This is a genomic window from Pseudopedobacter saltans DSM 12145, assembly GCF_000190735.1.
GTDB lineage: Bacteria > Bacteroidota > Bacteroidia > Sphingobacteriales > Sphingobacteriaceae > Pseudopedobacter > Pseudopedobacter saltans.
On the sequence record NC_015177.1, the window covers coordinates 1,697,686 to 1,721,187 of the forward strand.

Consider the following 23,502-nt stretch of genomic DNA (forward strand, 5'->3'; position numbering starts at 1 on the left):
TAACTGATTTTAATTATGTTGATTTCTCTAACCTTACTACATTAACCTGAGTTCGGGTTAAGCAGATAATAATAATTGCTTATCATTTGTTTCAAAAGCGATATTCAGAGAAGTTTTTTAGGGAAGAAATGATAAGCACAAAGTACGCCCATTGTATTCATTAGGGAGTTATTGATCGGACGGTGACGGGTGTGCTGGAGCTTGAAGATATTTTTTAGTTCATCATTGACACATTCAATGTTTACCAAAGCAGTTCTGAGAGTCGCCTTCTGAAGAAAACCTGTTATTTCTCTTGTCTTGCCTTTACAACCTCTTTCGCTCTGGTATTTCCGATACGTGTATTTGAGTAGGAGTTTTATCCGTCTTCTATTTTGTGAAATGTTTGTCAAAACAGAAATAAATCGTTAAATTGGTACATAAGCGTATCCTTCGGGAATTATTAAAAATCAGGGTAGTTCCATCCTTCGTTCATCTTTCGTTTAGAGATGCTTTAAAGATGCTTTGAAGATGCTTTGAAGTTTTATTTATAAAAGCTTTCAGAATTAGGTGAAAGGCAAATTTTTTCTTTGCTATGTAGGCAATCTACGGATGTAGCTTCTACTTATTAGTACATATTACGTCCAGAACTATAAGGGGAGGTTTATTGCTGTAAAAAAAGGGCCAATTGTAAAAAATATAAGGATTATCTGTTGTTTAAAAAATATGATGATCTCACTATCAGCAAGTGAGGCCTTACGGTTTCTGGCTTTACAATTTCCCGCATTAAGCTTATGTTGGATGATCTCAAGTTCAAATTCTTTGCAGAAATCATCAACTTGAACAAAAATTTCGGTAATTTTAGAAGGAGTAAGCATATCAAGTTATAGTTTTAATTTGGTACTTAAATATAACAAAATATGCTTACTTATTTGATAACCAGTTATTTAATCTATTTTTTATTCCTTAAAAAGACAGTTCTATTATCCCGAACTCACGTTACATTACTAAAATATTTCGTCACAGATTCATTTCAGAATCGTAAAACACACGCGACATCTATAGATCTCAGATCTGGTATTTAAAGAAACACAAACCAGTTATCTACGTTATATAAATAGGTAATCTTTTATAAAAAGCTATGAACCATATTGTTAAAATTAAATTGGTTGAACACGTTACACACGATGTTCTGCACATTGTTGCTGAAAAACCAGCAGATCTTGATTTTAAACCTGGACAGGCAGTTGAAATATCCATCAATAAAGATGACTGGAAGCAGGAATTGAGACCATTTACATTTACTTCTTTACCTAAGAACCAGCAAATTGAGTTTACGATAAAAACCTATCCATCTCACAACGGAGTTACCAATCAACTGCTTTCCCTTGTTCCCGGTGATGAGTTAATTTTACACGATGTCTTTGGAACCATCCTCTATAAAGGTGAAGGGATTTTTATTGCTGGTGGTGCGGGTGTTACACCTTTTATATCCATATTGAAGGATCTGGAAGACAAAAATCAAATTGGTCATAATAAATTGATTTTCGCCAATAAAACCAAATCAGATATCATTCTCGAAGACAGATTCCGGGACCTTCTGGGAGCCAATTTTATCAATATACTTTCGAAGGAAGAACTAAACGGTTATTATCACGGGTATATTTCTGCAGACCTGATAAAGAAACATATAGATAATAACACACATTATTTTTATATCTGCGGTCCAGATCCAATGATTGATACTATAGAAAAACAGCTTTATGAGTTGAAAATTACACCTGATAGAATTGTGAGAGAGATATTTTAGGACGAGACAATTTAAAATTAAAAGTCGGAAGAGAAATCTTCCGACTGATACGGGACTAAGTCGCGTACAATGTGTTTCTATTTTTATAAAAATGAATCCACTTCTCTGTAAGCATCTACCAGCTTAATTTCTCCTTCTTTGCCCCCAACGGATTTTCCGTGTTCCATTCCCATAACTCCCTTATAACCTTTATTATAAATATGCTTAAATAAATTTTTATAATTAATTTCTCCTGTAGTTGGTTCTTTTCTCCCCGGATTATCCCCAATCTGGATATAAGCTATTTCATCCCAGCAGCGATCTATATTCACAATTAAATTCCCTTCCGTTCTTTGCATATGATAGATATCATAGAGTATTTTACAGGAAGGGCTGTTAACTGCCTTACAAACCGCATAAGTTTCATGTGTCTGTTGTAAAAATAGCTCTGGCGTATCACTAAGGGTTTCTAAAACCATGATTAAACCATGGGGTTCAAATACCTCTGCCCCTCTTCTCATAGCCTCTACTACATTTGCAAATTGGTTTCCATAAGGTAATTTCCTTTCATAAAATCCGGGAACAACAGTTAACCATTTTGCATTACATCTTTTGGCTGCTTCTACAGATTTCTGGCATGTTTCAACAAACTTATCTAAAAACTCCTTTTTTCCAGTAGTTAGTGATGTTTTCCAATTATCTCCTCCATCAACTACAAAAACGCCCATTGTCATCCCCAACTTAGCTAAAGTATTTCCTATTTCTTCCTGCTCTTTCACGGATCTCTTTAAATAGCCATTATCTTCAATAGCTCTAAACCCGAGTTCATGGTAATATTTAATTTCATCAATAAAATTATCTCCCGCATGATTTTTAAATAAGCCTTTATGCGGGGCATAATTCAAATTAAATGGTTGATTAGTTTTAGCCTTTTCTTTTTTAGGAGACGTTGCAAATGTATTTTCGAAAGCGCCGATACCTAAGGCAGTACCAGTAGCTACTAATGAATTTCTTAAAAACTGACTTCTTTTCATATTATTAATTATTGAGCTTTTAATAATTTCTTAAATCCTGTACTTAAAGTATCCTTTATCATCCCTGTTTTATCTTTATAAATCAGATATAGTTCTAAATGCGGATGCTTATTTGCAAACCCTATAGCCTCATCCGCTTTCATCGAAATTATTACATTATCGTAACCATCGGCAGAAATAGCATCTTTAGCATATATAGTGGCACTAATTATCTCCCCACTAAATGGTTGACCATTTTTGGGATTAATATGGTGTGATATCGTTTTATCATTTTGCTGAATAAACTTCCTATAATTTCCAGCCGTAGTAATGGCTCCGGAGTTTATATGGATAATATCCTTCATCAATTCATTTTCAAGGGCTTCTTTTTCGGGCTTTTCTATTCCAATTTTCATAGCCGATCCGTCGGGTTTTGGCCCTTTAATCCTTAACTCCCCTCCTATTTCTATCACATAATGACGTATAGATTGAGATTCCAGGTAATCAGCCAAAACATCTACTGAATAACCCTGAGCAATTCCATTTAAGTCTACCTTTACCCCATCTTTGACTTTTATCAATTTGTTTCCCTGTAATTTCAGCTTATCCATCCCTACATATTGTAATACGCTATCTATCTCTTTCTGATTGGGTAACCTGCTTACTTTTTTTGATCCAAATCCCCACAATCTTACTAATGGCTCAACAGTGACATCAAAAACCCCTTTACTTTCTTTATATAAAAGGAAAGATTTTTCCATTACCTTTTTAAAATGATTATCCAGCTCTATTTCTTTAGTCTCATATAAATTGAATTTGGAAATAACAGAATGTGGCGTGTATAAAGACATAGATAAATCAATGGATTTTAGAATACTATCAATCTTTACCTTATCTATTTTTTTATCTTGGGTATAATAAACGATAGAATAAGTTGTACCCTGAGCAAACCCATTAATTTGTTCCCTTTTATAACTTTTTGGTTTAAATCCTGAGCTTATAAAAACAAGTAAAAAGAGCTTTACAAATAGCTTAACTGACGAAAACTTAAAACAATTGAACATATCCATAAAGCTAAAAAAATAATTACAAAACGATGGTTTGTCCAGGTATTGCGTAAGGGTAGAAACCGTCGGCATTAGGTAATACTTTTGGTGAAGCATCCCATGCAAATCTATCCGGCATTAAGTTTATATTAGATTTTAAAGCATCATCCCATTTAATAATTTGTCCAGAATAAGTTGCTAAGCGGCCAATAATTCCGGTTAAAGAGCTATATGCGCCATACTCGGCATCCATAAATTTATATTCTCCCTTAGTTAATGCAGTAAATAGTTCTAAGTGTTCTTGTTTATAGGGATTTGGATTATCCTTACCATCATGTTGATAGATGGCGTTCCCTTTAGCATCCCATAGATTTGCTTTATGCCCTCCAGCAGAGAAATAGGCTTTTCCCTTTGTTCCCTGAAAAGTTTCGTCTACACGATTTCTAGTTCCCTCGAAATGCCTACATTGACTATAAATCACTGCTCCGTCGGCATAAGTAAGTTCGACTGCATGATTATCATATATTTCTCCGTATTCTTTTCCTGTTCTCCATGCTCTGCTGCCTGTTCCCTGAATAGAAACCGGATAAGCTCCTTTAACCCAATTTGCAACATCAATATTATGTACATGCTGTTCTACGATATGGTCACCGCATAACCAGTTAAAGTAATACCAATTTCTCATCTGATATTCCATTTCGGTTTGTTCTGGTTTTCTTGGTCTTACCCAAACACCACCACTATTCCAATAAACTTGCCCCGAAACAATATCTCCAATAGCGCCATCTTTAATTCTCTTAACTCCTTCTCTATAATTAGCCTGATAACGTCGCTGCAAACCAACCACGACATTTAGTTTTTTGCGTTTTGCTTCTTCTGCTACTGCTAAAACTTTATGAATTCCTGGAATATCAACTGCTACAGGTTTTTCCATAAAAACATGTTTCCCCATTTTTACAGCTTCTTCAAAATGAATTGGCCTAAATCCAGGAGGAGTTGCTAAGAGCACAACATCTGCCAAAGCGATTGCCTTTTTATAAGCTTCAAAACCTACGAATTTCTGATCATCTGATACAGCTACTTTATCGGGGTGTCGTGTAACCAACTTTTCATAAGTACTATCTAACCTGTCTTTAAAAGCATCTGCAAGTGCTACAATTTTTATATTTGCACCAGAGGCTATGGCATCAAACGCAGCTCCGCTTCCTCTCCCTCCACAACCTATCAAAGCTACTTTTATCACATCACTTCCTGCTGCATATGCTCCTACTAAAGGAATATGACTTAATAATGTTCCTCCAGCAATAAGTGCTGAGGTTTTCAAAAATTCTCTTCTATAATTAGAATTTATTTTATCTCTCATGATTTATTCTATTGATTTAAATACTTTAATAATCTAAAATTGGCGCTTTATCATAATAAGCTATTATTTCCTGATCGGTAGGTTTCTTTTCCGGTCGAACTAAGCGAATGCCAATAAAAGGTGCTTCGGGAAACCACCAATTACTTTTAGGAATTTGAGGATCTAATTGTTTCCAGTTAGGATCAGAAGCCGCCCTTGCCGATGAACGCAGATTTTCAGGTTCATCTTCAAAAGAACCACCTCTTACTACATGAGCATATAATTTTGTAGGTATCACTACTGGATTATTCGCCACCTTCCCATCAAACTGTTTATAATTATCAGGAATATATTGATCGTAAGTCCACTCGGCCACATTTCCATGCATATCATACAGTCCCCAGGCATTTGGCTTTTTTTTCCCTACTGGATGAGTTTTCTCATCGCTATTCTCTTTATACCAGGCGTAATCTTTTAGATCAGTCATATTATTGCCAAAATTATAATCGGTATTCGAGCCTGCCCGACAAGCATATTCCCACTCTGCTTCTGTAGGTAATCTATAAAAAACACCAGTTCTCGCATATAACCACTTACAAAACTGAATGGCATTATAATGTGTCATACCAACAGCGGGCTGATTTTCTTTGCCCATACCAAAGGTCATATCTAAATAAGGTTTGGTTGGCCGTGTTACTGCATCAACATTTTTCGGCAACACTCCGCTTTGGCTTGTAGTTTCAAAATCTTTATATACAAAAGACTCGTATAAATCCCATGTAATTTCATAAACACTCATATAAAAGGGATCTATTCTCACCGTGTGTACTGGTTTTTCGTCTGACTTTCCATTAATGCTTCCCATCTTGAATTCCCCTCCGGGAATAGCTTGCATTTTGAAGTAAAGATTCGTTCCTTCCAGTTTTTGATCGTAAGATTGTAATTTATTTTGCGCATACGCAATGCACATCAAACTGCCCAATAAAATTGGTATTAATAAAGTTCTAAGAAACATTCGTTTAATTTATAATCTGTCTTAAAAGATAAGACGTATCTACAATTATATCATTAAAATCTGAGTAATTAAGGCAGGTAATTTGGCAAAACATTAAGCTTTTTATTCATTATCAACTTTTATGGCATAAAAAAACCGCTAAAAAATTAGCGGTTTCTTTTTAAATTATGTTATGGCTAAAAAGCATAGGACACATGAACCAAGAACCTATCTCCTGCTTTCGCCCTGTCATTTGCCAGATTCTGAGATAATATTCCCTGATAATTGGCACCAAATGACACACGATTTTTAACGGCTTCCAGCCCCACTATGCCAACTGAAGAATAACCACCAGATGCATCGATATCATATTTACGGTTCTCTACGTCTTTTTCAGCCGTTTCATACAATAAACCTACGTTTGGTGATAAACTCGCTTCTTTTCCTACCTTAAACTTATAGTAAAGTAAACCATTCAGGCTAAGTTTATTGCCATATCTATAATCGTATTGATTTTCTGTGTTGATTTTATAATTAGCATTAAGATTGAATCCCAAATCCATTAAACGGATATCGTATGCTGCATTAATAGTAAAATCGGTACTTGCTGTACCTAACTGAAAATTATTCGGAGAGCTGTTCAACGCATCCGCATCAGCAGGATTATATTTTCCTGTAGGCGTCTTTATACCAGCTCCAAGCCAAAGAGACTGCACCAGTATCTTGCTATTTATGGTAGTTCCATAATTCAGCAAATTATAATAACCCATCAATGCGATATCTCCCAAACCATCTTTTTTTCCTGTCTCGGTAGTGGAGACCCGCTTATTGAAATTGTAAGGCACAAAGGCAAGCACACGGAACTTCTGCCCGATATTCCAGCCCCCCCATAATTCCATAGATTGGTAAGTTTCGTCTTCAGTAAGTGCAGTTCTTTCAGAATCGGGTCCCAAATGGGTTTGCAATTCTTTATGCTGATATCTTAAGCCTACAAACTTCTTGTTGAATTCTGGCAAAATACCCAGATAATAACTTCCTACACCGCAGCCACAAATATCACAGGCCTTTGCGCCGAGCTGCGCTAAAAATAAAGCTATAAATAGGATTAATTTCTTATTCATCTGTATCGAATTTATTCTGAAAGCAGCTTATTTCTAATGAAGCTTTCATCGTTTAACGTTTCTAAAAAAGCCAGTAAATCTGTCTTTTCCTGATCATCCAATGCAATTCCCAATCGTTCGTCTTGTTTCAGTACCGGATCCAATGTAGGCATGTCCTTCACCGATCTGGAATAATGATCCAATACTGCCTTTAAGGTATAAAAAGACCCGTCATGCATATATGGCTCTGTATACTTTAAATTTCTAAGCGATGGTACCTTGAAAAGATATTTATCAGCCGGACTTTGCGTAATCTTATATCTTCCCTCGTCTCCATAAACACTGGCTCCAATACCATTATTTCTAAAGCTTTCATCGGTAAATAAAGGTTCTGTATGACATGTTGCACATTTCTGTTTAAAAGTGTTATAGCCTCTTAGCTCTGCATCGGTAAAAACAGCCCCATCCTCTTTTCGCATCACCTTGTCGTACTTCGAATTAGCACTTACACACATTAACATAAACTGTGAAAGTGCTTTCATCATCTTTGCCGAGCTAACCTCTTCTGATCCAAAGGCTGCTTTAAACAGTTTTGTATATTTTGGACTATTACGCAACTTTTGCAAGACATTATTCATGTCCTCGTCCATTTCTTCATGTGCAGTAATAGGAGCAAAAGGCTGAAAATCCAGATCTGTAATGCCGCCATCCCACATAAAGCTTTTTCTCCAGGCCAAATTCATAATTGCCGGAGAATTCCTAATCCCCAGCCTGTCTTCTATCCCATGGCTTACATCATGCCCATGATGCGTAAAAGCAGAAGTTTGTATATGGCAGGATGCACAGGAGATTGTACCGTCTCTGGAAAGTTTCCCTTCGTGAAAAAGAGCTTTTCCCAAACGGAAGCCATCCTCGGTGATTGGGTTGTTCTCCAATTTATACACAACAGCAGGGAAATTCCCCGGCATCTTAAATCCGGGGAAAATCTCTTCTATTTTTTGTTCAATATCAGCCTTTTTAGAACAAGCAACCACAAAAAGAAGTATAGCCGATAAAACCGACAGATATCTTGTGTTCATGGTTTAATGAGAATGATCGTGTGCAAACATTTTTGCATAGTTGTTAGCAATGGCTGTTCCGCCTGCTGGCGCCATAATATTTACTTCACTGGTAGCGAAATTTATATTATAATTTCCTTCCAATACTTTTAATAAATCGACTTTAAGGTGTACGTTAGCTTTTCTGTCTGATCGTACTTTAGGCGCACCACCATGTGTTAAATCTAAAGTAATTGTTTTAATGTTGTTATCCGCTGGCTTTTCGTTCGCTCCAAAACCGCCTATATGTAATCTGTACTTATGGTCTGCACTTGGAATTGAAGTTGATGAACCTTCCATCTTGAAAAAGATATAACTTGGAAACCAGGTCCAGTACATACCAACAGCCGGATCAAGAACTCCCGTTCTTTCATCAATAGGCTTAGTATTTCTTAAACTATCGACACCTAAAACAAAACTCAATTGAGAATAATCTCCTTCAGGAATCTCAATATGTACCAAGGTACTTTCTTTTGTACTGGCATCTATTAAAAAATAGCTATCATTTTGCGGAACAACATATTCTTCGCCATTTGTGTTTTTCAACTTGATATTGCTGACATAATACTTCAGCATATCGACCGTAAACTCCTGGTTTAAAGAATTATAATTGGTAGCACCTAAAACCAGCTTTTTCCCTCCTACAATATGGTCAAACTCTATTTCTAATGGAGCTTTTACGGTATTGTCTATTTCTACTTTGTCTTTTTTACAGGCATGTAAACCCATTAATAGAACTGCACAAGTATATAATATGATTCTTTTCATTTTTATTTCCACTTTCAACCGCTATGCGGCTTTTTTAGTAAATCGTAATTCTTAGTCAATTATAATTTAGCTTAATAGCATAACTACCAACAAGCTTTTGCAATAAAAGACCTGATTAATAAATTAGAAACTCACTAATCAGCACAATATATTAGCTCTCTGAATTCTTAAAATAATTGTGTGATCAGGCTAAAAAAGCTTAGGCCCGCGGTGGGTGGAATAAAGGGAAAGAAGTATCTACTCCTCTCATATTAGGAATATGGGCATTTTGAATGTGCAACTCTTCCAGCTTAAAGTCAAACATGGCAATCTCTTCGAAGAAAGCTTCCTGAAAACTATGTTTCTGAGTTTCTTTCTCCTGTTGCTTTTGTTTCTCCTGAGCCTGCTGCAACTTCGTCATAAGGTAACAATGCCCGTTACAGTGCATTTGGGGTTTATCCCTATTTACACATAATGTTTCGGCAATATATTTCTGGTTCAATTCAAAGCCGGCAAATACAAAAAGCCTGCTAAAATTAGCAGACAGCATTGCAAAAACCAGGAAAATTACCGTTAATAACCTCATTTCAATTACAAAATTACTGCTTTATACGCGATAGCCAAAATGATATCGGTCATTTTTTTAAAAACGTCACATAGTATTGTTTGTCATATCATAAGAACCGCTTTAACCTATTTACAACAGTTTACTAAGTAAAAACCAAACAACTGTTAAGTATTTCCTTTGCTATAGAAATAATTGTAAATTTGGGCCTCTCTGAATTCTAAATGTCCACAATTAAATGTGCGCATATATTTTATGATAAAAATCCTTTTAAACATCTCAAATAAAATGAAGATTAGAATTTTACCTCTGGTTGTATTATTAAGCTTTATTGCTATTTTAAGTTCTTGCCAAAACGAAAAGGCAGCACAGGAAAAATTACAAAAAGAAGTTCTGGACGCTCATGACGTTATTATGGCCAGAATGGATGAGCTGAACGAAGATCAGCTACAGCTTGATCAACTTAGAAACAACTTTAAAAATTTAAACAATGCAGATACTGCTACTTTAGGTTTAAGTATTGATAGCGCTAAAAGCGACCTGTCTAAAGCTGATGAAGCCATGATGGAATGGATGCACAATTTCGATCCCGACTATACAGGAATGTCTCATCAACAGATTATGGATTATTTAGGCAAGCAACGCAAGAGTATCGATTCTGTAAAAGTATTATTTGACCAGTCTTTGTCCAGAAGCAAAGCAATTATCCAGAAACATAAATAACATGAAGAACTATTTTTTTAAGCTGGCAGTCTTAAGTTTGTTTACCTATATCGGAGCTAGTTGTTCGGGAGATAAAAAGAGCGATAAGCTACCTTATTTAGGCCATCGCGAAGCGGTTGAAAAGAATGTAGATGGAAAAACAATAATTGACTCGGTTTACCAAACGATACCTGCGTTCTCCCTTTTGGATCAGGACAGTACGGTTATTGACAACAAGAAAATGAGCGACAAAATTTACGTTGCCGACTTTTTCTTTACTTCCTGCCCATCTATCTGCCCGATTATGAAGAAGCAGATGTTAAGGGTATACGATAAATTTAAAAATGAAAATCAGCTGGCTTTTATATCCCATTCTATAGATCCGAAAAGGGATTCTATTCCGGTACTGAAACAATATCAGGAGAAACTGGGTGTTGATGGTAATAAATGGCATTTCGTGTACGGAGATAAAGAAACTATTTATAAGCTTGCCCGTGACGGCTATATGAACATAGCAGAAGACGATGAAAAAGCACCCGGTGGCATTATGCATTCGGGGTACTTTATCCTGATTGATAAGGAAGGTCACATCAGAGGTGCATATAATGGTACCGATGAAACTGAAGTAAATAAATTAATAGCAGACATCCCTACTTTGTTAAAAGAGTATCAAAAGTAAAGCTATGAGAAAGCATCTTTTATGGACTTTATTTGCTGGCGTAGCCATATTATCTATAATATCTTCCTGCAGCGAGGAGGAAATTAAATACAAACGCTATTATTCTGATGGCTTAACGCTATATAAGGATCACTGTCAAAGTTGCCACATGCAAGACGGAACCGGTTTGAGGGGGATTATCCCTCCTTTAACGGATACTACTTTTTTAAGTAAAAACCGCGACAAACTTGCGTGTATAGTAAAATATGGATTAAGCGATACAATAGTGATACACGGAGAAACTTATCAGACTCCCATGCCAGCAGAGAGTCATTTGGCTGCTATAGATATTGCAAAGATACTCACTTATGTAACTAATACCTTCGGAAACTCGCAGGGTATATACGATGTTACAGAAGTTGAAGCTGCATTAAATAAGAATTGCGAATAAAACGTTAAATTTGTAATGCAAATCGCTCTATCGCTGTTTCGATTTATCGGAAGAGAGGAAAGTCCGGGCAACACAGGGCAGCTTGCTTCCTAACGGGAAGGCATCTTGTAATAAAGGTGACAGAAAGTACTACAGAAAATAAACTACCCCGAGTAATTGGGGAAAAGGTGAAAACGTGAGGTAAGAGCTCACGACTTTGTATGGCGACATGCATCGTGGTAAACCTCAGGCGTTGAAAGACCAAATAAATCCCGAACGTCAAGGCGGCCCGTCTTGCTGTTTTTAGAAACTATCGGGAAGGGTAGGTCGTTAGATCATAACAGCAATGTTATGGCAAGATAAATGATAGAGGAATCCTGTAGAAATACAGGATTACAGAACCCGGCTTATAAATTTGCATTTATTACGCGTTTGAAGTCCTGCATATTTCTGCAGGACTTTTTTTTTACACTTAAAATGTATACTTTAGTATACAGTTCATAGCACAAACTGATCAAATAAAACTTTATGGCAAAAATTTTAATTATTGATGATGAAAGAGCTATAAGAAGTACCTTGAGAGACATTTTAGAATATGAGAATTTTGAAGTTGAAGATGTCGACAATGGTATAGATGGCTTAGACCTTATCAAGAAAAAAAACTTCGATCTTGTTCTTTGCGATATCAAAATGAATAAGATGGATGGCATGGAAGTGCTTACCAAAGGTCTATCCGTAAAGCCAGATTTACCTTTCATCATGATTTCTGGACATGGAACTGTAGAAACTGCCGTTGAGGCGTCAAAAAAAGGAGCCTTTGACTTTATCTCTAAACCACCTGATTTAAACAGACTTTTAATTACTGTTAGAAACGCGTTGGATCGCGGCTCTTTAGTTACCGAAACTAAAGCATTAAAACAAAAGGTTAGTAAAACTAAAACCAGGGAAATTCTGGGCGATTCTCCGGCTATCCTTAAAATTAAAGAAACAATAGAAAGGGTTGCCCCTACCGAAGCCCGTGTTTTAGTTACCGGTGCCAACGGAAGCGGTAAAGAACTAGTAGCGAGATGGCTTCATGAAAAGTCAAGCCGTTTATCGGGTCCTTTAGTCGAGGTTAATTGCGCTGCAATTCCTTCCGAATTGATTGAATCGGAATTGTTTGGTCACGAAAAAGGTTCTTTTACTTCCGCTGTAAAGCAAAGGATTGGAAAATTCGAACAGGCTAACGGCGGTACTTTATTTTTAGATGAGATTGGTGACATGAGCCTTTCGGCGCAAGCCAAAGTACTGAGGGCTTTGCAGGAAAACAAGATAACCCGTGTGGGCGGAGAAAAAGAAATAGATGTGAATGTAAGGGTAATTGCTGCAACCAATAAAGATCTTTTAAAAGAAATAGATTCTGGAAATTTCAGGATGGACTTATACCATCGTTTGAATGTAATTCATATTCACGTTCCACCTCTGGTAGAAAGAACAAGTGATATTCCTTTATTATCTGAAACTTTTTGTGAGGAAATATGCAATGACTACGGAATGCCAACGAAACAAATTTCACTGGCTGCACATGAAGCATTAAAGGCTTTACCGTGGAGCGGTAATATCAGGGAGTTAAGAAATGTCATTGAAAGATTAATAATACTTAGTGATAAAACCATCACCGATGAAGATGTAAAACTTTACTCTAATCCTAACGAAAGTATTTACCAACCGGTAAACACTTTTGATATCCACGCGCAAAATGGCGTTGCTACGCCGGACTTTGATTCTTTTGCCAGTTTTCAGGATTATAAAGACTATGCGGAGAAGGAGTATATCAAATTTAAATTAGAAAAAAATAACTGGAATGTATCTAAGACTGCCGAGGATATTGATATCCAAAGAAGTCATTTGTACAGTAAAATAGAAAAGTTCGGGTTAAAACGCGAATAAGCGCCTGCTAACCTATATTTATATAGGCTGTATTAAAAGCGAAACCGATAAGGAGAACCTTTTGATACAGTCTTCTTTTTTTCTTCTCCCCTTCTTTTCCCAAAATTTCATGAGTCAATTGTAACACTACGCTTTGTTTATTAGATTTTTAAATTCTTTTTCTTACGACTTACATTCGACAAACAACAATAATATAAGTTATAATAATTAAAACAAAGTTACCCTATTAACACTTTTATTATGTAAATATTTTATGTATTGACATTAAATATTGAACCAAAAAAGCAGGATTATGAACTCTTTTAATACACCCCCTGTAGAATCCGGCTACCGTGGCACAGACAAACTTATAACGGGCATTGTTCTAAGTGTGGTAACTTTTTGGCTTTTCGCACAGACGACATTGAATATCGCACCTACAATGAGTGTGGATCTCAAGATCGATCAAGATATAAATAACATTGCTGTAACAATCACTGCCTTATTTTCAGGAATTTTCATAGTGGTAATGGGTGACCTGGCCGACCGGATTGGAAGGGTAAAAATCACCTACATTGGCCTGCTATTAAGTATTATAGGCTCGCTTCTAATTGTTATCTCTCCCTCAGGAACAGCTGTTTTCTTGTTAGCCGGACGTATTTTACAAGGACTTTCTGCCGCCTGCATTATGCCTGCAACATTAGCATTAATGAAAACTTACTACGATGGTACGGAACGCCAACGGGCTCTTAGCTTTTGGTCTATCGGTTCATGGGGTGGCTCTGGACTTTCTCCTTTATTCGGTGGATTTATAGCCTCGACGATTGGCTGGAGGTGGATTTTCATTCTTTCTATTATAGTTGCTATTATCAGTTATTTTCTAATCCGCGGAACGCCAGAAAGTAAATCAGCATCAACAGGCAAAAAAAGCTTTGACTGGAAAGGCCTTATTACTTTCATTATAGCGATGCTGGCTATTAATATCGCTATCGGGCAAGGCGCAAGTCTTGGTTGGTTAAGCCCTTCTATAATAATCTTGGTAGTTGTCTTTATGGTATCTGCTTTTGTGTTTTTTAGAGTGGAAAATAAGAATGTTGATAGTTTTGTGGATTTATCGCTATTCAAAAATCGAACATTTTCTGGAGCTACGCTATCGAATTTTTTACTAAATGGTGCTGCAGGAACACTCTTAGTTGCATTGGCACTTGTACAAACAGAAGCAGGACTATCATCTTTACAGTCGGGGTTGACAACTATTGGGTATTTGGTAGCCATTTTGGCTACTATTCGTATAGGTGAAAAATTACTTCAAAAGATGGGAGCCAGAAAGCCTATGTTACTAGGTTGCTATATAACTGGTCTGGGTATTTTGCTTACCAGTTTTACCTTTTTGTTGGCTAAGGAGTATATTATCGTCGAATTTGTTGGATTTACATTATTTGGAATAGGTCTGGGATTTTATGCAACCCCCTCAACAGATGCAGCCTTGAGCAATGTTCCGGACAATCAAGCTGGTTCCGCATCCGGAATATATAAAATGGCATCCTCTCTGGGAGCGGCATTTGGCGTTGCAATTTCTGCTGCTATCTTTTACGGGCTTAGTAATACAAATGGCACTGCGCCTATGGCTAATATTTTCATGGGGAGAACTGACAACATTAATGTTCGTTTCGCGGCCGGCATAGGGTTGCTTTTTAATGTGTTTATGGTCGTTGTGGCCATTATTGCTATTCTAGCAACAGTCCCTAAGCATAATGTTAAAGAAAAAAGATAAATAATTTCAATTTAAAACTATGGAAACTACTCAAATTAAAGCATTTAATAATAAAATAGATGAGTCTATTGAGAAACTGCTTCCTGAACTTGAAGATATATATAAAGATATTCATCGAAACCCTGAATTATCTATGCAAGAATTCCGTACGGCAAAAATAGCCACGGATTACTTAACTAAATATCAATATGAGGTATCTACACAAATCGGTACAACTGGTGTAGTAGGCCTTATGAAAAATGGGGAGGGGCCTACTGTAATGCTTCGCGCAGATATGGATGCACTTCCTATTACAGAAGCTACTGGACTGCCTTACGCTAGTACAAAAGTATCCAAGAATGAAGACGGAATAGAAGTGGGCGTATCTCATGTATGTGGTCACGATATTCATGTAACATGGTTAATGGGGGCTGCAAGATTATTTTCAGAGCATAAAGATCAATGGAAAGGAACTTTAATGGTTGTTTTCCAACCGGGTGAAGAAGTTGGACGTGGCGCACAGGCAATGATTGACGATGGTATGATGGACCGATTCCCTAAACCCGATATTATTTTAGGACAACATGTTATGGTTGGCGAAGCAGGTACTGTAAGATATCGAAGTGGTCCGATTTTATCTGCCGGTAATAGCCTAAAAGTTAAATTATTTGGCAGGGGTGCTCACGGCTCGCAACCTCAAACCTCTATTGATCCGGTTATAATGGCAGCATCCGCTACCATGCGACTGCAAACAATCATTTCTCGAGAGATAGCTCCGATAGAGAATGCTGTGTTAACAATAGGCTCGTTACAAGCCGGCACTAAAGAGAACATTATTCCTGAGGATGCCACAATAAAACTTAATATCCGCACTTTCAATGATAGTGTAAAAGATCATATCCTTTCTGCGGTTAAACGGATCTGCTGTGCAGAATGTGCCGCTTCCAACGCACCGAGAGATCCGGAGTTTACTCCGATAGACAGCTATCCAATGACGGTGAATGATGTAGCCGCTACCGCCAGGTTAGCGAAAGCCTTCGAAGCCCAATTTGGAGACAAATCATTTGAAACAAAACCAGCGTCTGCCAGTGAAGATTTTAGCGTTTTCGGCAGGAATTGGAATGTACCCTATGTTTTTTGGTTCGTTGGCGGAACCGATCCAAAGATATATTTGGATGCTAAAAAAAATAATTTGACAAATACTATTCCCAGCAATCATTCACCAAAATTCGCACCGGTAATAAATCCTACTTTAAAAACAGGTTTGCTGGCTATGATAACAGCGGCTTTAGCCTGGCTGGATTAAAGGCATTGTAAATATGGATAAACTACATTCGCTCTATAATTTTCTTGATTTGGCTGGTACTTTTGTTTTTGCTATCAGTGGAGCGGTAGCTGCAAAGCAACAACGGCTGGATCTGTTCGGGATTTGTGCTATTGCTTTTACGGTAGCTTGCGGCGGGGGGATTATAAGAGATATTTGTATAGGAGCTATTCCGCCTGCCGGATTAACAAACTGGCACTATCTAGTAACTGCAATTATTGCCTCGGGAATGACCATTGGTTTATATGCTTTTGTGCAGCGGCTTAATCACCCTGTTCAATTTTTTGATGCATTAGGCCTTTCCTTATTTGCCGTTACCGGTGCTCAAAAAAGCTTAGCTTACGGTCATAATGCCGAAGTTGCTGTTCTTTTAGGGATCACTACAGCTGTTGGCGGTGGTGTTTTACGTGATATTTTGCTCAATAGGGTTCCTTTAATATTAGAAAAAGAGATTTATGCGTCCGCAGCTTTATTGGGAGCTTTAATTGTGGTTTTAGGATACTATACGAAAATTTTATCTAGCGATTGGATTTCTCTTATTGCGTTAATTACATGTTTTGGATTACGTTTACTAGCGCTACATTATCGCTGGAACTTGCCTAATTATTCAAAATAAAGTCGGTAAAAAGTAATAGCATTTTGTATATTTATTTAGTTTATCAGATTAAGCTACACATTACAAACATCTGATTCATAAAATATTGAAATCAAAAAAAAACTGCTTCTTAAAATATATTTGTCTTAATTCCGCTAACTTTTATCTTCCATTTGCATTAAGAAAGAAACGACAGAATATTACTAAATTTCGAACATGAAACCAAGTATTATTGAAATCGAAGAAAAGCGGCTGATTGGTATAAGTATGGAAATGAGTTTTGAAAACTACTGTGTAGTTGAGCTATGGAAGCAATTTATGCCGAGAAAAAACGAAATCGCCAACCGGGTTTCAAACGACCTTATTTCTGCAACGTATTATAAAGAACATCATTTCAAAGATTTCAATATTCAGAACATATTTGAAAAATGTGCTGCAGTAGAAGTTAGCGATTTGGAACAAATCCCTGCTGGAATGGAATCTTTTATTCTAAATGGCGGTCTTTATGCAGTTTTCCATTATAAGGGACTAAATACCAACGATAGTATATATCGCTATATTTACTTTGATTGGATTCCTAAATCTGGCTATGAGCTGGACCATCGTCCGCATTTCGAGATATTGGGAAGTAAGTATAAAAACAACGATACGGATTCTGAGGAGGAAATATGGATTCCGGTAAAACCTAAACTATAAATTTTACACTGATAAAAAAGAGCCTGTCCAGAACCTGGCAGATATTCCGGATAGGCTCTTCTATTTAACATTAATCCTACTTTTTAATGTATTGGAATAAAGCTATTTTCGGATTCACACCAGCTTCAAAAGCATATTGTTTTTTTCCAAATTTATCAAAAACATATACTTGCCCGTTATTTTTATAATCGATAGCATCTGTTAAAGCCACACTTTGGTCCAAAGAATTCACATTTGCACCGTATAAACTGGTAATAGGCGTTGCGTCGGTAATAAACGGAGTTCCTAAACTTCCGGTTGATGTATTAAAGGTATATAAATTTATGGTCCAGTCTGTTCCCGTAACCATGGCGTAAGATTGACCCTTAGTTGCTACTACAGTAGCATCTAAATCATAGGAAGCGGTTACTTTGTCTGTAGCACTGCTTAATCTATCTAGTTTCGCGGGGATATCCCAATAATTCCCCGAGCAGGTAACCAGTAAATCACCGTTATCTAAAGTAGTAATTCTGGTAGGGTTAAGATTTACCGGAATTTCCTTAATAACTTTAAAGGTCGGCAGATCTATAACCACCACTTTATCGCTTAAACTACGTTGGGGGAATAAAAAATGGTCAGAACCTGTTACATACAACTTTCCATTAGCTACTGTCAGCTCTTCTATTCCTTCGGCTATATCTCCGCCATTCATCAACTGTAAGTTGGCATCTATGCTTAAACTTGCAGTATCTATACGGCTAATTTTTCCATCGTATCTGGAAACATATGCTTTGCCTTTATCAAAAGCTATATAGCGTGGCAAGTAACCTTCTGTATCTCCGTTAAATGAAATGGTTTTTATAGATCTGCCTGTTGCGGCATCTAATACTTCTACAAACGATTTCTTTTTACCCTGTACACCGCTTACAACACAATAAATTTTGCTTCCATACTGTTTCAAATCGTTAGCCGTTTCTCCTAAAGCTCTTCCATTAACTGATTTAAAATAATCTGGTGTTACTTCCTTAGTTTCCAGATTGTAATAGCTGATAGAAGCGTTTTCGTAATCGACCCTGCCTTCATTTAAAACATAGATCCCTTTTAGCTGCTCGAACGCTGGCGATTTATCTTTTTTACAAGAACTAAAAAAGAATAGACCTAAGCTTAAGGCCAGTAGCCCTTTTTTCAAATTGTTAGTTGTCATTATAATTTATGTATAGTAATTATCAAAAAACAAATAGTCTTGTTTAACCATACGCATCAATACAGCTATAGCTATATAAGCACCAACACCGCAAAACTTAAATTTGTATAATCTTGTTCTACTCTTAGCTTCAATCCACGAAAGCTTAGAATTTTTAACTACTTAAGGCAGGTCTTCTGACTTATTCTCCTGTTTTCTGCCTTCCCATCCCAAATATGGATAGTGGCTAAGAATAGAAAACAGTTAAGAGAACTTACAGCTGCGGGACAGTTACGGATTTACACCGTATTCCCTATTAATTCCGAAAAAAGCACAGGCTACTAACGGAAACCTCAAGCATCGCAAAGGTAATTATTTGGCAATAAAAAAGAAATAAACTTTTGCACCTCTCTATGGTAAATGTATTATAATGCTACGCTATATGGCTATTTCTCTTACAAATACCTTCTGAATACATTCCTGATTTGATGCTGGTAACTCTTTCCAAATAAATTAAGATGAATTAATAACGGGTAAATATTCCAGATGTCGCAACGCTCTTCCCATCCCCTTTTCAATGGAAAAGTTTCCTGGTAGGCCGCATAAAAATGGTCGCTGAAACCACCAAATAGTCGGGTCATTGCAATATCTATTTCCCTATGTGCATAATATGCCGCAGGGTCTATTAATACTGGCTCCTGCAATTTATTGGTTATTATATTGCCATTCCATAAATCACCATGAACCATAGAGGGTCTTTCGGGTTCGTATATGCTACTTAAAAAATGAAGCGTATTGTCTATATTTTTTATATCATCAATTTCCAGTAAACCACCTCTTGCTAATGCGAGATCTACCTGTGGTTTTATCCTTCTATCATAAAAAAAACTAAGCCAGTCGTTATTCGGTTGGTTGTCTTGATAGAAGCTTCCCATATAGTTGGAGGTATAAAAACCAAAATTCTCATGTCTCGACAGATGCATTTTAGCCAAACGTTGCCCTAAATCGTACATAGCGGCACTGGTAAAAGTTTCTATGACAATCCATTCTAAAATAAGGAAAGCCCTGCCGTCGCTTTCGCCAAATGCAATAACCTGCGGTGTCTTGATGGCATTAGAGGATTGCAATAAATGTAAACCTATAGCCTCTTTTTCGAACATGGCGGGATAACGTTGCGCATCGTTTACCTTTATAAAGTAATTGGATGTTGTGCCGACAATACAAAAAGCATCACTAATATCTCCACCTCTTACCGATTCGAAATATTTGATTTTAAAATCATTGCCTTCCGAGGCTTTAAGTATTTGCTCTACTTCGTTTCTAAATTTTTCGGACCACATTGTTTTTTTAAAGTCTTTAAATTTATATAGTATTTTTTCAACCTTTTATAGCGAGACAAGGCATGTTTCTTGAGATAACCAAGCTAATGCCTCAAAACATCATCCCGGTAAATTGGGACGAGAAAGAGCCATAAAAAAATTATCATATGAATTTTAAACAGACTCTTGATATACAGTTGTAAAATCGCAATAATTTTTTTATTAAAAAATCTATCTTTGCAAATCACATGAAGCATATACGTAACTTCTGCATTATTGCACACATCGATCATGGTAAGAGTACACTTGCCGATCGTCTATTGGAATATACTAATACCATTACTCAACGCGAAGCTCAGGAACAGCTGTTGGATAATATGGATTTGGAACGCGAGCGTGGTATTACCATTAAAAGTCACGCCATCCAGATGAATTATAAATATAATGGTGAGGATTATGTCCTTAACCTTATAGATACTCCTGGACACGTTGACTTTTCTTACGAAGTTTCCCGCTCTATTGCTGCTTGCGAGGGGGCATTATTAATTGTAGATGCGTCTCAAGGAATTCAGGCACAAACCATCTCTAATTTATACCTTGCTTTAGAGCATGATTTAACCATCATCCCTATTTTAAATAAAATGGATCTTCCGGGAGCTATGCCAGAGGAGGTAAAAGACCAGATTATTGATTTAATAGGTTGTGAAAGAGACGAAATAATTCCTGCTTCCGGTAAAACGGGCATGGGAGTTTACGATATATTAGCTGCCATTATCGAGCGTGTAGCGGCTCCGGTAGGCGACCCACAGGCACCGTTGCAAGCTTTAATCTTCGACTCGGTTTTTAACCCTTTCCGTGGCATTATCGCGTACTTTAAAGTTGTCAACGGAGAAATTCGTAAAAATGATAAAGTAAAATTTGTGGCCACTGCCAAAGAATATTTTGCAGACGAAGTAGGTATTTTAAAACTGCAGCCGTCACCCAGAGATGTTGTAAAGACAGGCGATGTAGGATACATCATTTCGGGTATTAAAGAAGCCCGCGAAGTAAAAGTTGGTGATACCATTACGCATACCGCAAGACCATGTTCTGAAGCTATTCAAGGTTTCGAAGAGGTAAAACCTATGGTATTTGCCGGAATCTATCCTGTAGATACCGAAGATTTCGAAGAGCTGAGAGAGGCCATGCACAAATTGCAGCTTAATGATGCTTCTATTGTTTTCGAACCAGAATCTTCTGCCGCTTTAGGCTTTGGTTTCCGTTGTGGATTCCTTGGAATGCTGCATATGGAGATTATTCAGGAGCGTTTAGAAAGAGAATTTGACATGACGGTTATTACAACCGTACCAAACGTTTCTTACAAAGCTTACACTACTAAAGGCGACGAAATTATTGTAAACAACCCTTCTGAATTGCCTGATCCTTCTAAGTTAGATTTCGTAGAAGAACCGTATATCAAAGCAAATATTATTACCAAATCAGAGTATGTTGGTCCGGTAATGTCTCTTTGTATTCAAAAAAGAGGTGTAATTGTTAACCAGCATTACCTTACTTCTGATCGTGTAGAACTAGTTTTCGAAATGCCTATGGGCGAAATTGTATTTGATTTTTACGATAAGCTTAAAACGATCTCTAAAGGATATGCTTCTTTTGATTACCACCAGATTGGTTACAAACAATCTGACCTGGTAAAAATGGATATTATGTTGAATGGTGAGCAGGTTGATGCTCTTTCTTCATTGATTCACAGAAGTAATGCTTACGAATTTGGTAAAAAGATTTGTGAGAAACTACGTGAGTTGATCCCTAGGCAACAGTTTGACATCGCTATTCAGGCTTCTATCGGGGCTAAAATTATTGCCCGCGAAAATGTTAGAGCTTTAAGAAAAGACGTTACCGCAAAATGTTATGGTGGTGATATCTCCCGTAAACGTAAGTTGCTGGAAAAACAGAAAAAAGGTAAAAAGCGTATGCGCCAGGTAGGTAACGTAGAAATACCTCAATCGGCGTTCATGGCTGTATTGAAATTGGATTAGATTTTAGAGTATCAAGGATCCAGTATAAAGTATCAAGATTATTAAATCTGATACTGCCTACTAGATACTTGATACCAAGTACTTGATACTAAAATATGAAATTACTAGACGGAAAATTAGTTTCTGAAGAGCTTAAAAAACAAATCGCTGTAGAAGCAGCAGAAATGCTAGAAAAAACAGGTAGAAAACCGCATTTAGTTGCCATTTTAGTGGGTAACGATGGGGGTAGCGAAACCTATGTGGCCAGCAAAATGAGGAATTGCGAAAAAGTAGGTTTCAAGTCTTCTTTGGTAAGATACGATGTAACAGTAACCGAGGCTGAGCTGTTAAGCAAAATCGAAGAACTGAACAAGGATGCTGAAGTTGATGGCTTTATCGTTCAGTTACCGCTTCCAAAACACATTAACCCTGATGTTATTACCGAAGCAATCGACTACCGTAAAGATGTTGATGGCTTCCACCCTATCAATTTAGGAAGAATGCAACGTAATTTACCTTGCTTTTTGCCTGCTACGCCTTATGGTATAATGCTTATGCTAGAATATTATGGTGTAGAAACCGCAGGTAAGAACTGCGTGGTTGTTGGCAGAAGTAATATTGTAGGCAGCCCAATGAGTATTTTAATGGCTAGAAATTCCAATCCTGGGAATTGTACTGTTACCTTAACACATAGTAGAACGGCAAACCTTTCAGAATTCACCAAAAATGCGGATATATTAATTGCTGCTATCGGTAAAAAGAACTTTATCACGGCTGATATGGTTAAAGATGGTGCGGTTGTGATTGACGTAGGCATGAACCGCGAAACTTCTACTACAACTAAATCCGGATTTAAACTATATGGCGACGTTGATTTCGAAAACGTAGCTCCTAAAGCTTCATATATCACTCCGGTTCCCGGTGGCGTTGGCTTAATGACAATTGTTTCTTTATTGAGAAATACTTTGGCAGCTGCAAGAAATGAGATTTACGCTAAATAGGGTTAAAAGTAGAAAGTAAAGAGTGGAAAGTGGAGAGTAAAGAGATTCTTTTATAGATATAAAAAAAGCGATTCTATGTTCAGAATCGCTTTTTTATTTGGTATTTGTATTACAAGAATAGGTTTCACCGATCACAGCTCAAAATCTTTAAAGTTAAGACCATCCTAAAGCCTGACCGAAACGTTTTTTCAGCTTCTGTTAGACGATAAGTATACCCAAATAATAAAGAGAAATTGCAACATATTCTGAACCATAAATAAATCAGTCCGT

At 36.9% G+C, this 23,502-nt stretch carries 21 protein-coding genes, 1 other RNA gene, 2 pseudogenes and 1 riboswitch; of the genes and pseudogenes, 12 read left to right on the forward strand and 12 right to left on the reverse strand.

Features of this window, described 5'->3' with window-relative positions:
* Positions 1-57: 57 nt before the first annotated feature.
* A pseudogene (locus PEDSA_RS20630) lies at positions 58-239 on the reverse strand (IS982 family transposase); the annotation flags it as partial.
* A 465-nt stretch (positions 240-704) separates the two neighbouring features.
* A pseudogene (locus tag PEDSA_RS20635) lies at positions 705-854 on the reverse strand (IS982 family transposase); the annotation flags it as partial.
* Between the two features lie 263 nt (positions 855-1,117).
* On the opposite strand from PEDSA_RS20635, the gene PEDSA_RS07205 reads away from it, so the two are divergent.
* Positions 1,118-1,786 carry an FAD-binding oxidoreductase gene (locus tag PEDSA_RS07205; protein WP_013632502.1) on the forward strand — a complete coding sequence of 223 codons (669 nt, stop codon included), beginning with the start codon at positions 1,118-1,120 and terminating at the stop codon, positions 1,784-1,786.
* 83 nt (positions 1,787-1,869) lie between these two features.
* Here PEDSA_RS07205 and PEDSA_RS07210 read toward each other — a convergent pair whose 3' ends face one another.
* The 8 genes from PEDSA_RS07210 to PEDSA_RS07245 all read right to left on the reverse strand — a co-directional run bounded on the left by PEDSA_RS07210 (position 1,870) and on the right by PEDSA_RS07245 (position 9,690).
* Positions 1,870-2,799, reverse strand: coding sequence for a hydroxypyruvate isomerase family protein (locus PEDSA_RS07210; RefSeq protein ID WP_013632503.1), 930 nt, complete (start codon positions 2,797-2,799; stop codon positions 1,870-1,872).
* Positions 2,800-2,807: 8 nt separating this feature from the next.
* Positions 2,808-3,842: an FAD:protein FMN transferase gene (locus PEDSA_RS07215; RefSeq protein WP_148233515.1), complete on the reverse strand. Its 1,035-nt coding sequence runs from the start codon at positions 3,840-3,842 to the stop codon at positions 2,808-2,810.
* Positions 3,843-3,864: 22 nt separating this feature from the next.
* Positions 3,865-5,187: a Gfo/Idh/MocA family protein gene (locus tag PEDSA_RS07220; RefSeq protein WP_013632505.1), complete on the reverse strand. Its 1,323-nt coding sequence runs from the start codon at positions 5,185-5,187 to the stop codon at positions 3,865-3,867.
* Between the two features lie 25 nt (positions 5,188-5,212).
* The gene (locus PEDSA_RS07225) at positions 5,213-6,181 is read right to left on the reverse strand and encodes a formylglycine-generating enzyme family protein (protein ID WP_013632506.1); all 969 of its coding nucleotides are present in this window, start codon (positions 6,179-6,181) and stop codon (positions 5,213-5,215) included.
* Between the two features lie 176 nt (positions 6,182-6,357).
* Complete coding sequence (locus PEDSA_RS07230) at positions 6,358-7,281, reverse strand: transporter family protein (protein ID WP_013632507.1); 924 nt, start codon at positions 7,279-7,281, stop codon at positions 6,358-6,360.
* An 11-nt stretch (positions 7,282-7,292) separates the two neighbouring features.
* Complete coding sequence (locus tag PEDSA_RS07235; RefSeq protein WP_013632508.1) at positions 7,293-8,339, reverse strand: cytochrome-c peroxidase; 1,047 nt, start codon at positions 8,337-8,339, stop codon at positions 7,293-7,295.
* A gap of 3 nt (positions 8,340-8,342) precedes the next feature.
* Positions 8,343-9,125 (reverse strand): MbnP family protein, encoded by a 783-nt coding sequence (locus PEDSA_RS07240; RefSeq protein ID WP_041537338.1) that lies wholly within the window; start codon positions 9,123-9,125, stop codon positions 8,343-8,345.
* A 199-nt stretch (positions 9,126-9,324) separates the two neighbouring features.
* Entirely contained in the window at positions 9,325-9,690 is a 366-nt protein-coding gene (locus PEDSA_RS07245; RefSeq protein ID WP_013632510.1) for a hypothetical protein, read from the reverse strand.
* 267 nt (positions 9,691-9,957) lie between these two features.
* Between PEDSA_RS07245 and PEDSA_RS07250 the strand changes: the two genes are divergently transcribed.
* From PEDSA_RS07250 to PEDSA_RS07285, 9 genes are all read left to right on the forward strand, one after another.
* Positions 9,958-10,392, forward strand: coding sequence for a hypothetical protein (locus PEDSA_RS07250; protein WP_013632511.1), 435 nt, complete (start codon positions 9,958-9,960; stop codon positions 10,390-10,392).
* 1 nt (position 10,393) lies between these two features.
* Entirely contained in the window at positions 10,394-11,050 is a 657-nt protein-coding gene (locus tag PEDSA_RS07255; RefSeq protein ID WP_013632512.1) for an SCO family protein, read from the forward strand.
* A gap of 4 nt (positions 11,051-11,054) precedes the next feature.
* Positions 11,055-11,480 (forward strand): c-type cytochrome, encoded by a 426-nt coding sequence (locus PEDSA_RS07260; RefSeq protein ID WP_013632513.1) that lies wholly within the window; start codon positions 11,055-11,057, stop codon positions 11,478-11,480.
* A 14-nt stretch (positions 11,481-11,494) separates the two neighbouring features.
* Positions 11,495-11,885, forward strand: an RNA gene (gene rnpB, locus PEDSA_RS19745) — RNase P RNA component class A.
* Between the two features lie 102 nt (positions 11,886-11,987).
* Positions 11,988-13,388, forward strand: coding sequence for a sigma-54-dependent transcriptional regulator (locus tag PEDSA_RS07265; protein ID WP_013632514.1), 1,401 nt, complete (start codon positions 11,988-11,990; stop codon positions 13,386-13,388).
* Between the two features lie 292 nt (positions 13,389-13,680).
* Entirely contained in the window at positions 13,681-15,141 is a 1,461-nt protein-coding gene (locus PEDSA_RS07270; RefSeq protein WP_013632515.1) for an MFS transporter, read from the forward strand.
* Between the two features lie 19 nt (positions 15,142-15,160).
* Positions 15,161-16,426, forward strand: coding sequence for a M20 family metallopeptidase (locus tag PEDSA_RS07275; RefSeq protein WP_013632516.1), 1,266 nt, complete (start codon positions 15,161-15,163; stop codon positions 16,424-16,426).
* 13 nt (positions 16,427-16,439) lie between these two features.
* Complete coding sequence (locus tag PEDSA_RS07280) at positions 16,440-17,060, forward strand: trimeric intracellular cation channel family protein (protein ID WP_013632517.1); 621 nt, start codon at positions 16,440-16,442, stop codon at positions 17,058-17,060.
* Positions 17,061-17,255: 195 nt separating this feature from the next.
* Positions 17,256-17,735 carry a GyrI-like domain-containing protein gene (locus PEDSA_RS07285; RefSeq protein WP_013632518.1) on the forward strand — a complete coding sequence of 160 codons (480 nt, stop codon included), beginning with the start codon at positions 17,256-17,258 and terminating at the stop codon, positions 17,733-17,735.
* 76 nt (positions 17,736-17,811) lie between these two features.
* Here the strand turns inward: PEDSA_RS07285 and PEDSA_RS07290 are convergent, their stop codons facing one another.
* Together PEDSA_RS07290 and PEDSA_RS07295 are read right to left on the reverse strand one after the other, a co-directional pair.
* Positions 17,812-18,918, reverse strand: coding sequence for a DUF5074 domain-containing protein (locus PEDSA_RS07290; RefSeq protein WP_013632519.1), 1,107 nt, complete (start codon positions 18,916-18,918; stop codon positions 17,812-17,814).
* Positions 18,919-19,067: 149 nt separating this feature from the next.
* Positions 19,068-19,268: riboswitch (cobalamin riboswitch) on the reverse strand.
* A gap of 84 nt (positions 19,269-19,352) precedes the next feature.
* Positions 19,353-20,237, reverse strand: coding sequence for a fructosamine kinase family protein (locus PEDSA_RS07295; RefSeq protein ID WP_013632520.1), 885 nt, complete (start codon positions 20,235-20,237; stop codon positions 19,353-19,355).
* Between the two features lie 227 nt (positions 20,238-20,464).
* Here PEDSA_RS07295 and lepA point away from each other — a divergent pair, with 227 nt between their 5' ends.
* Together lepA and PEDSA_RS07305 are read left to right on the forward strand one after the other, a co-directional pair.
* Positions 20,465-22,252 (forward strand): translation elongation factor 4, encoded by a 1,788-nt coding sequence (gene lepA / locus PEDSA_RS07300; RefSeq protein ID WP_013632521.1) that lies wholly within the window; start codon positions 20,465-20,467, stop codon positions 22,250-22,252.
* A 95-nt stretch (positions 22,253-22,347) separates the two neighbouring features.
* Entirely contained in the window at positions 22,348-23,232 is an 885-nt protein-coding gene (locus PEDSA_RS07305; RefSeq protein WP_013632522.1) for a bifunctional 5,10-methylenetetrahydrofolate dehydrogenase/5,10-methenyltetrahydrofolate cyclohydrolase, read from the forward strand.
* The last annotated feature ends 270 nt before the right edge of the window (positions 23,233-23,502 follow it).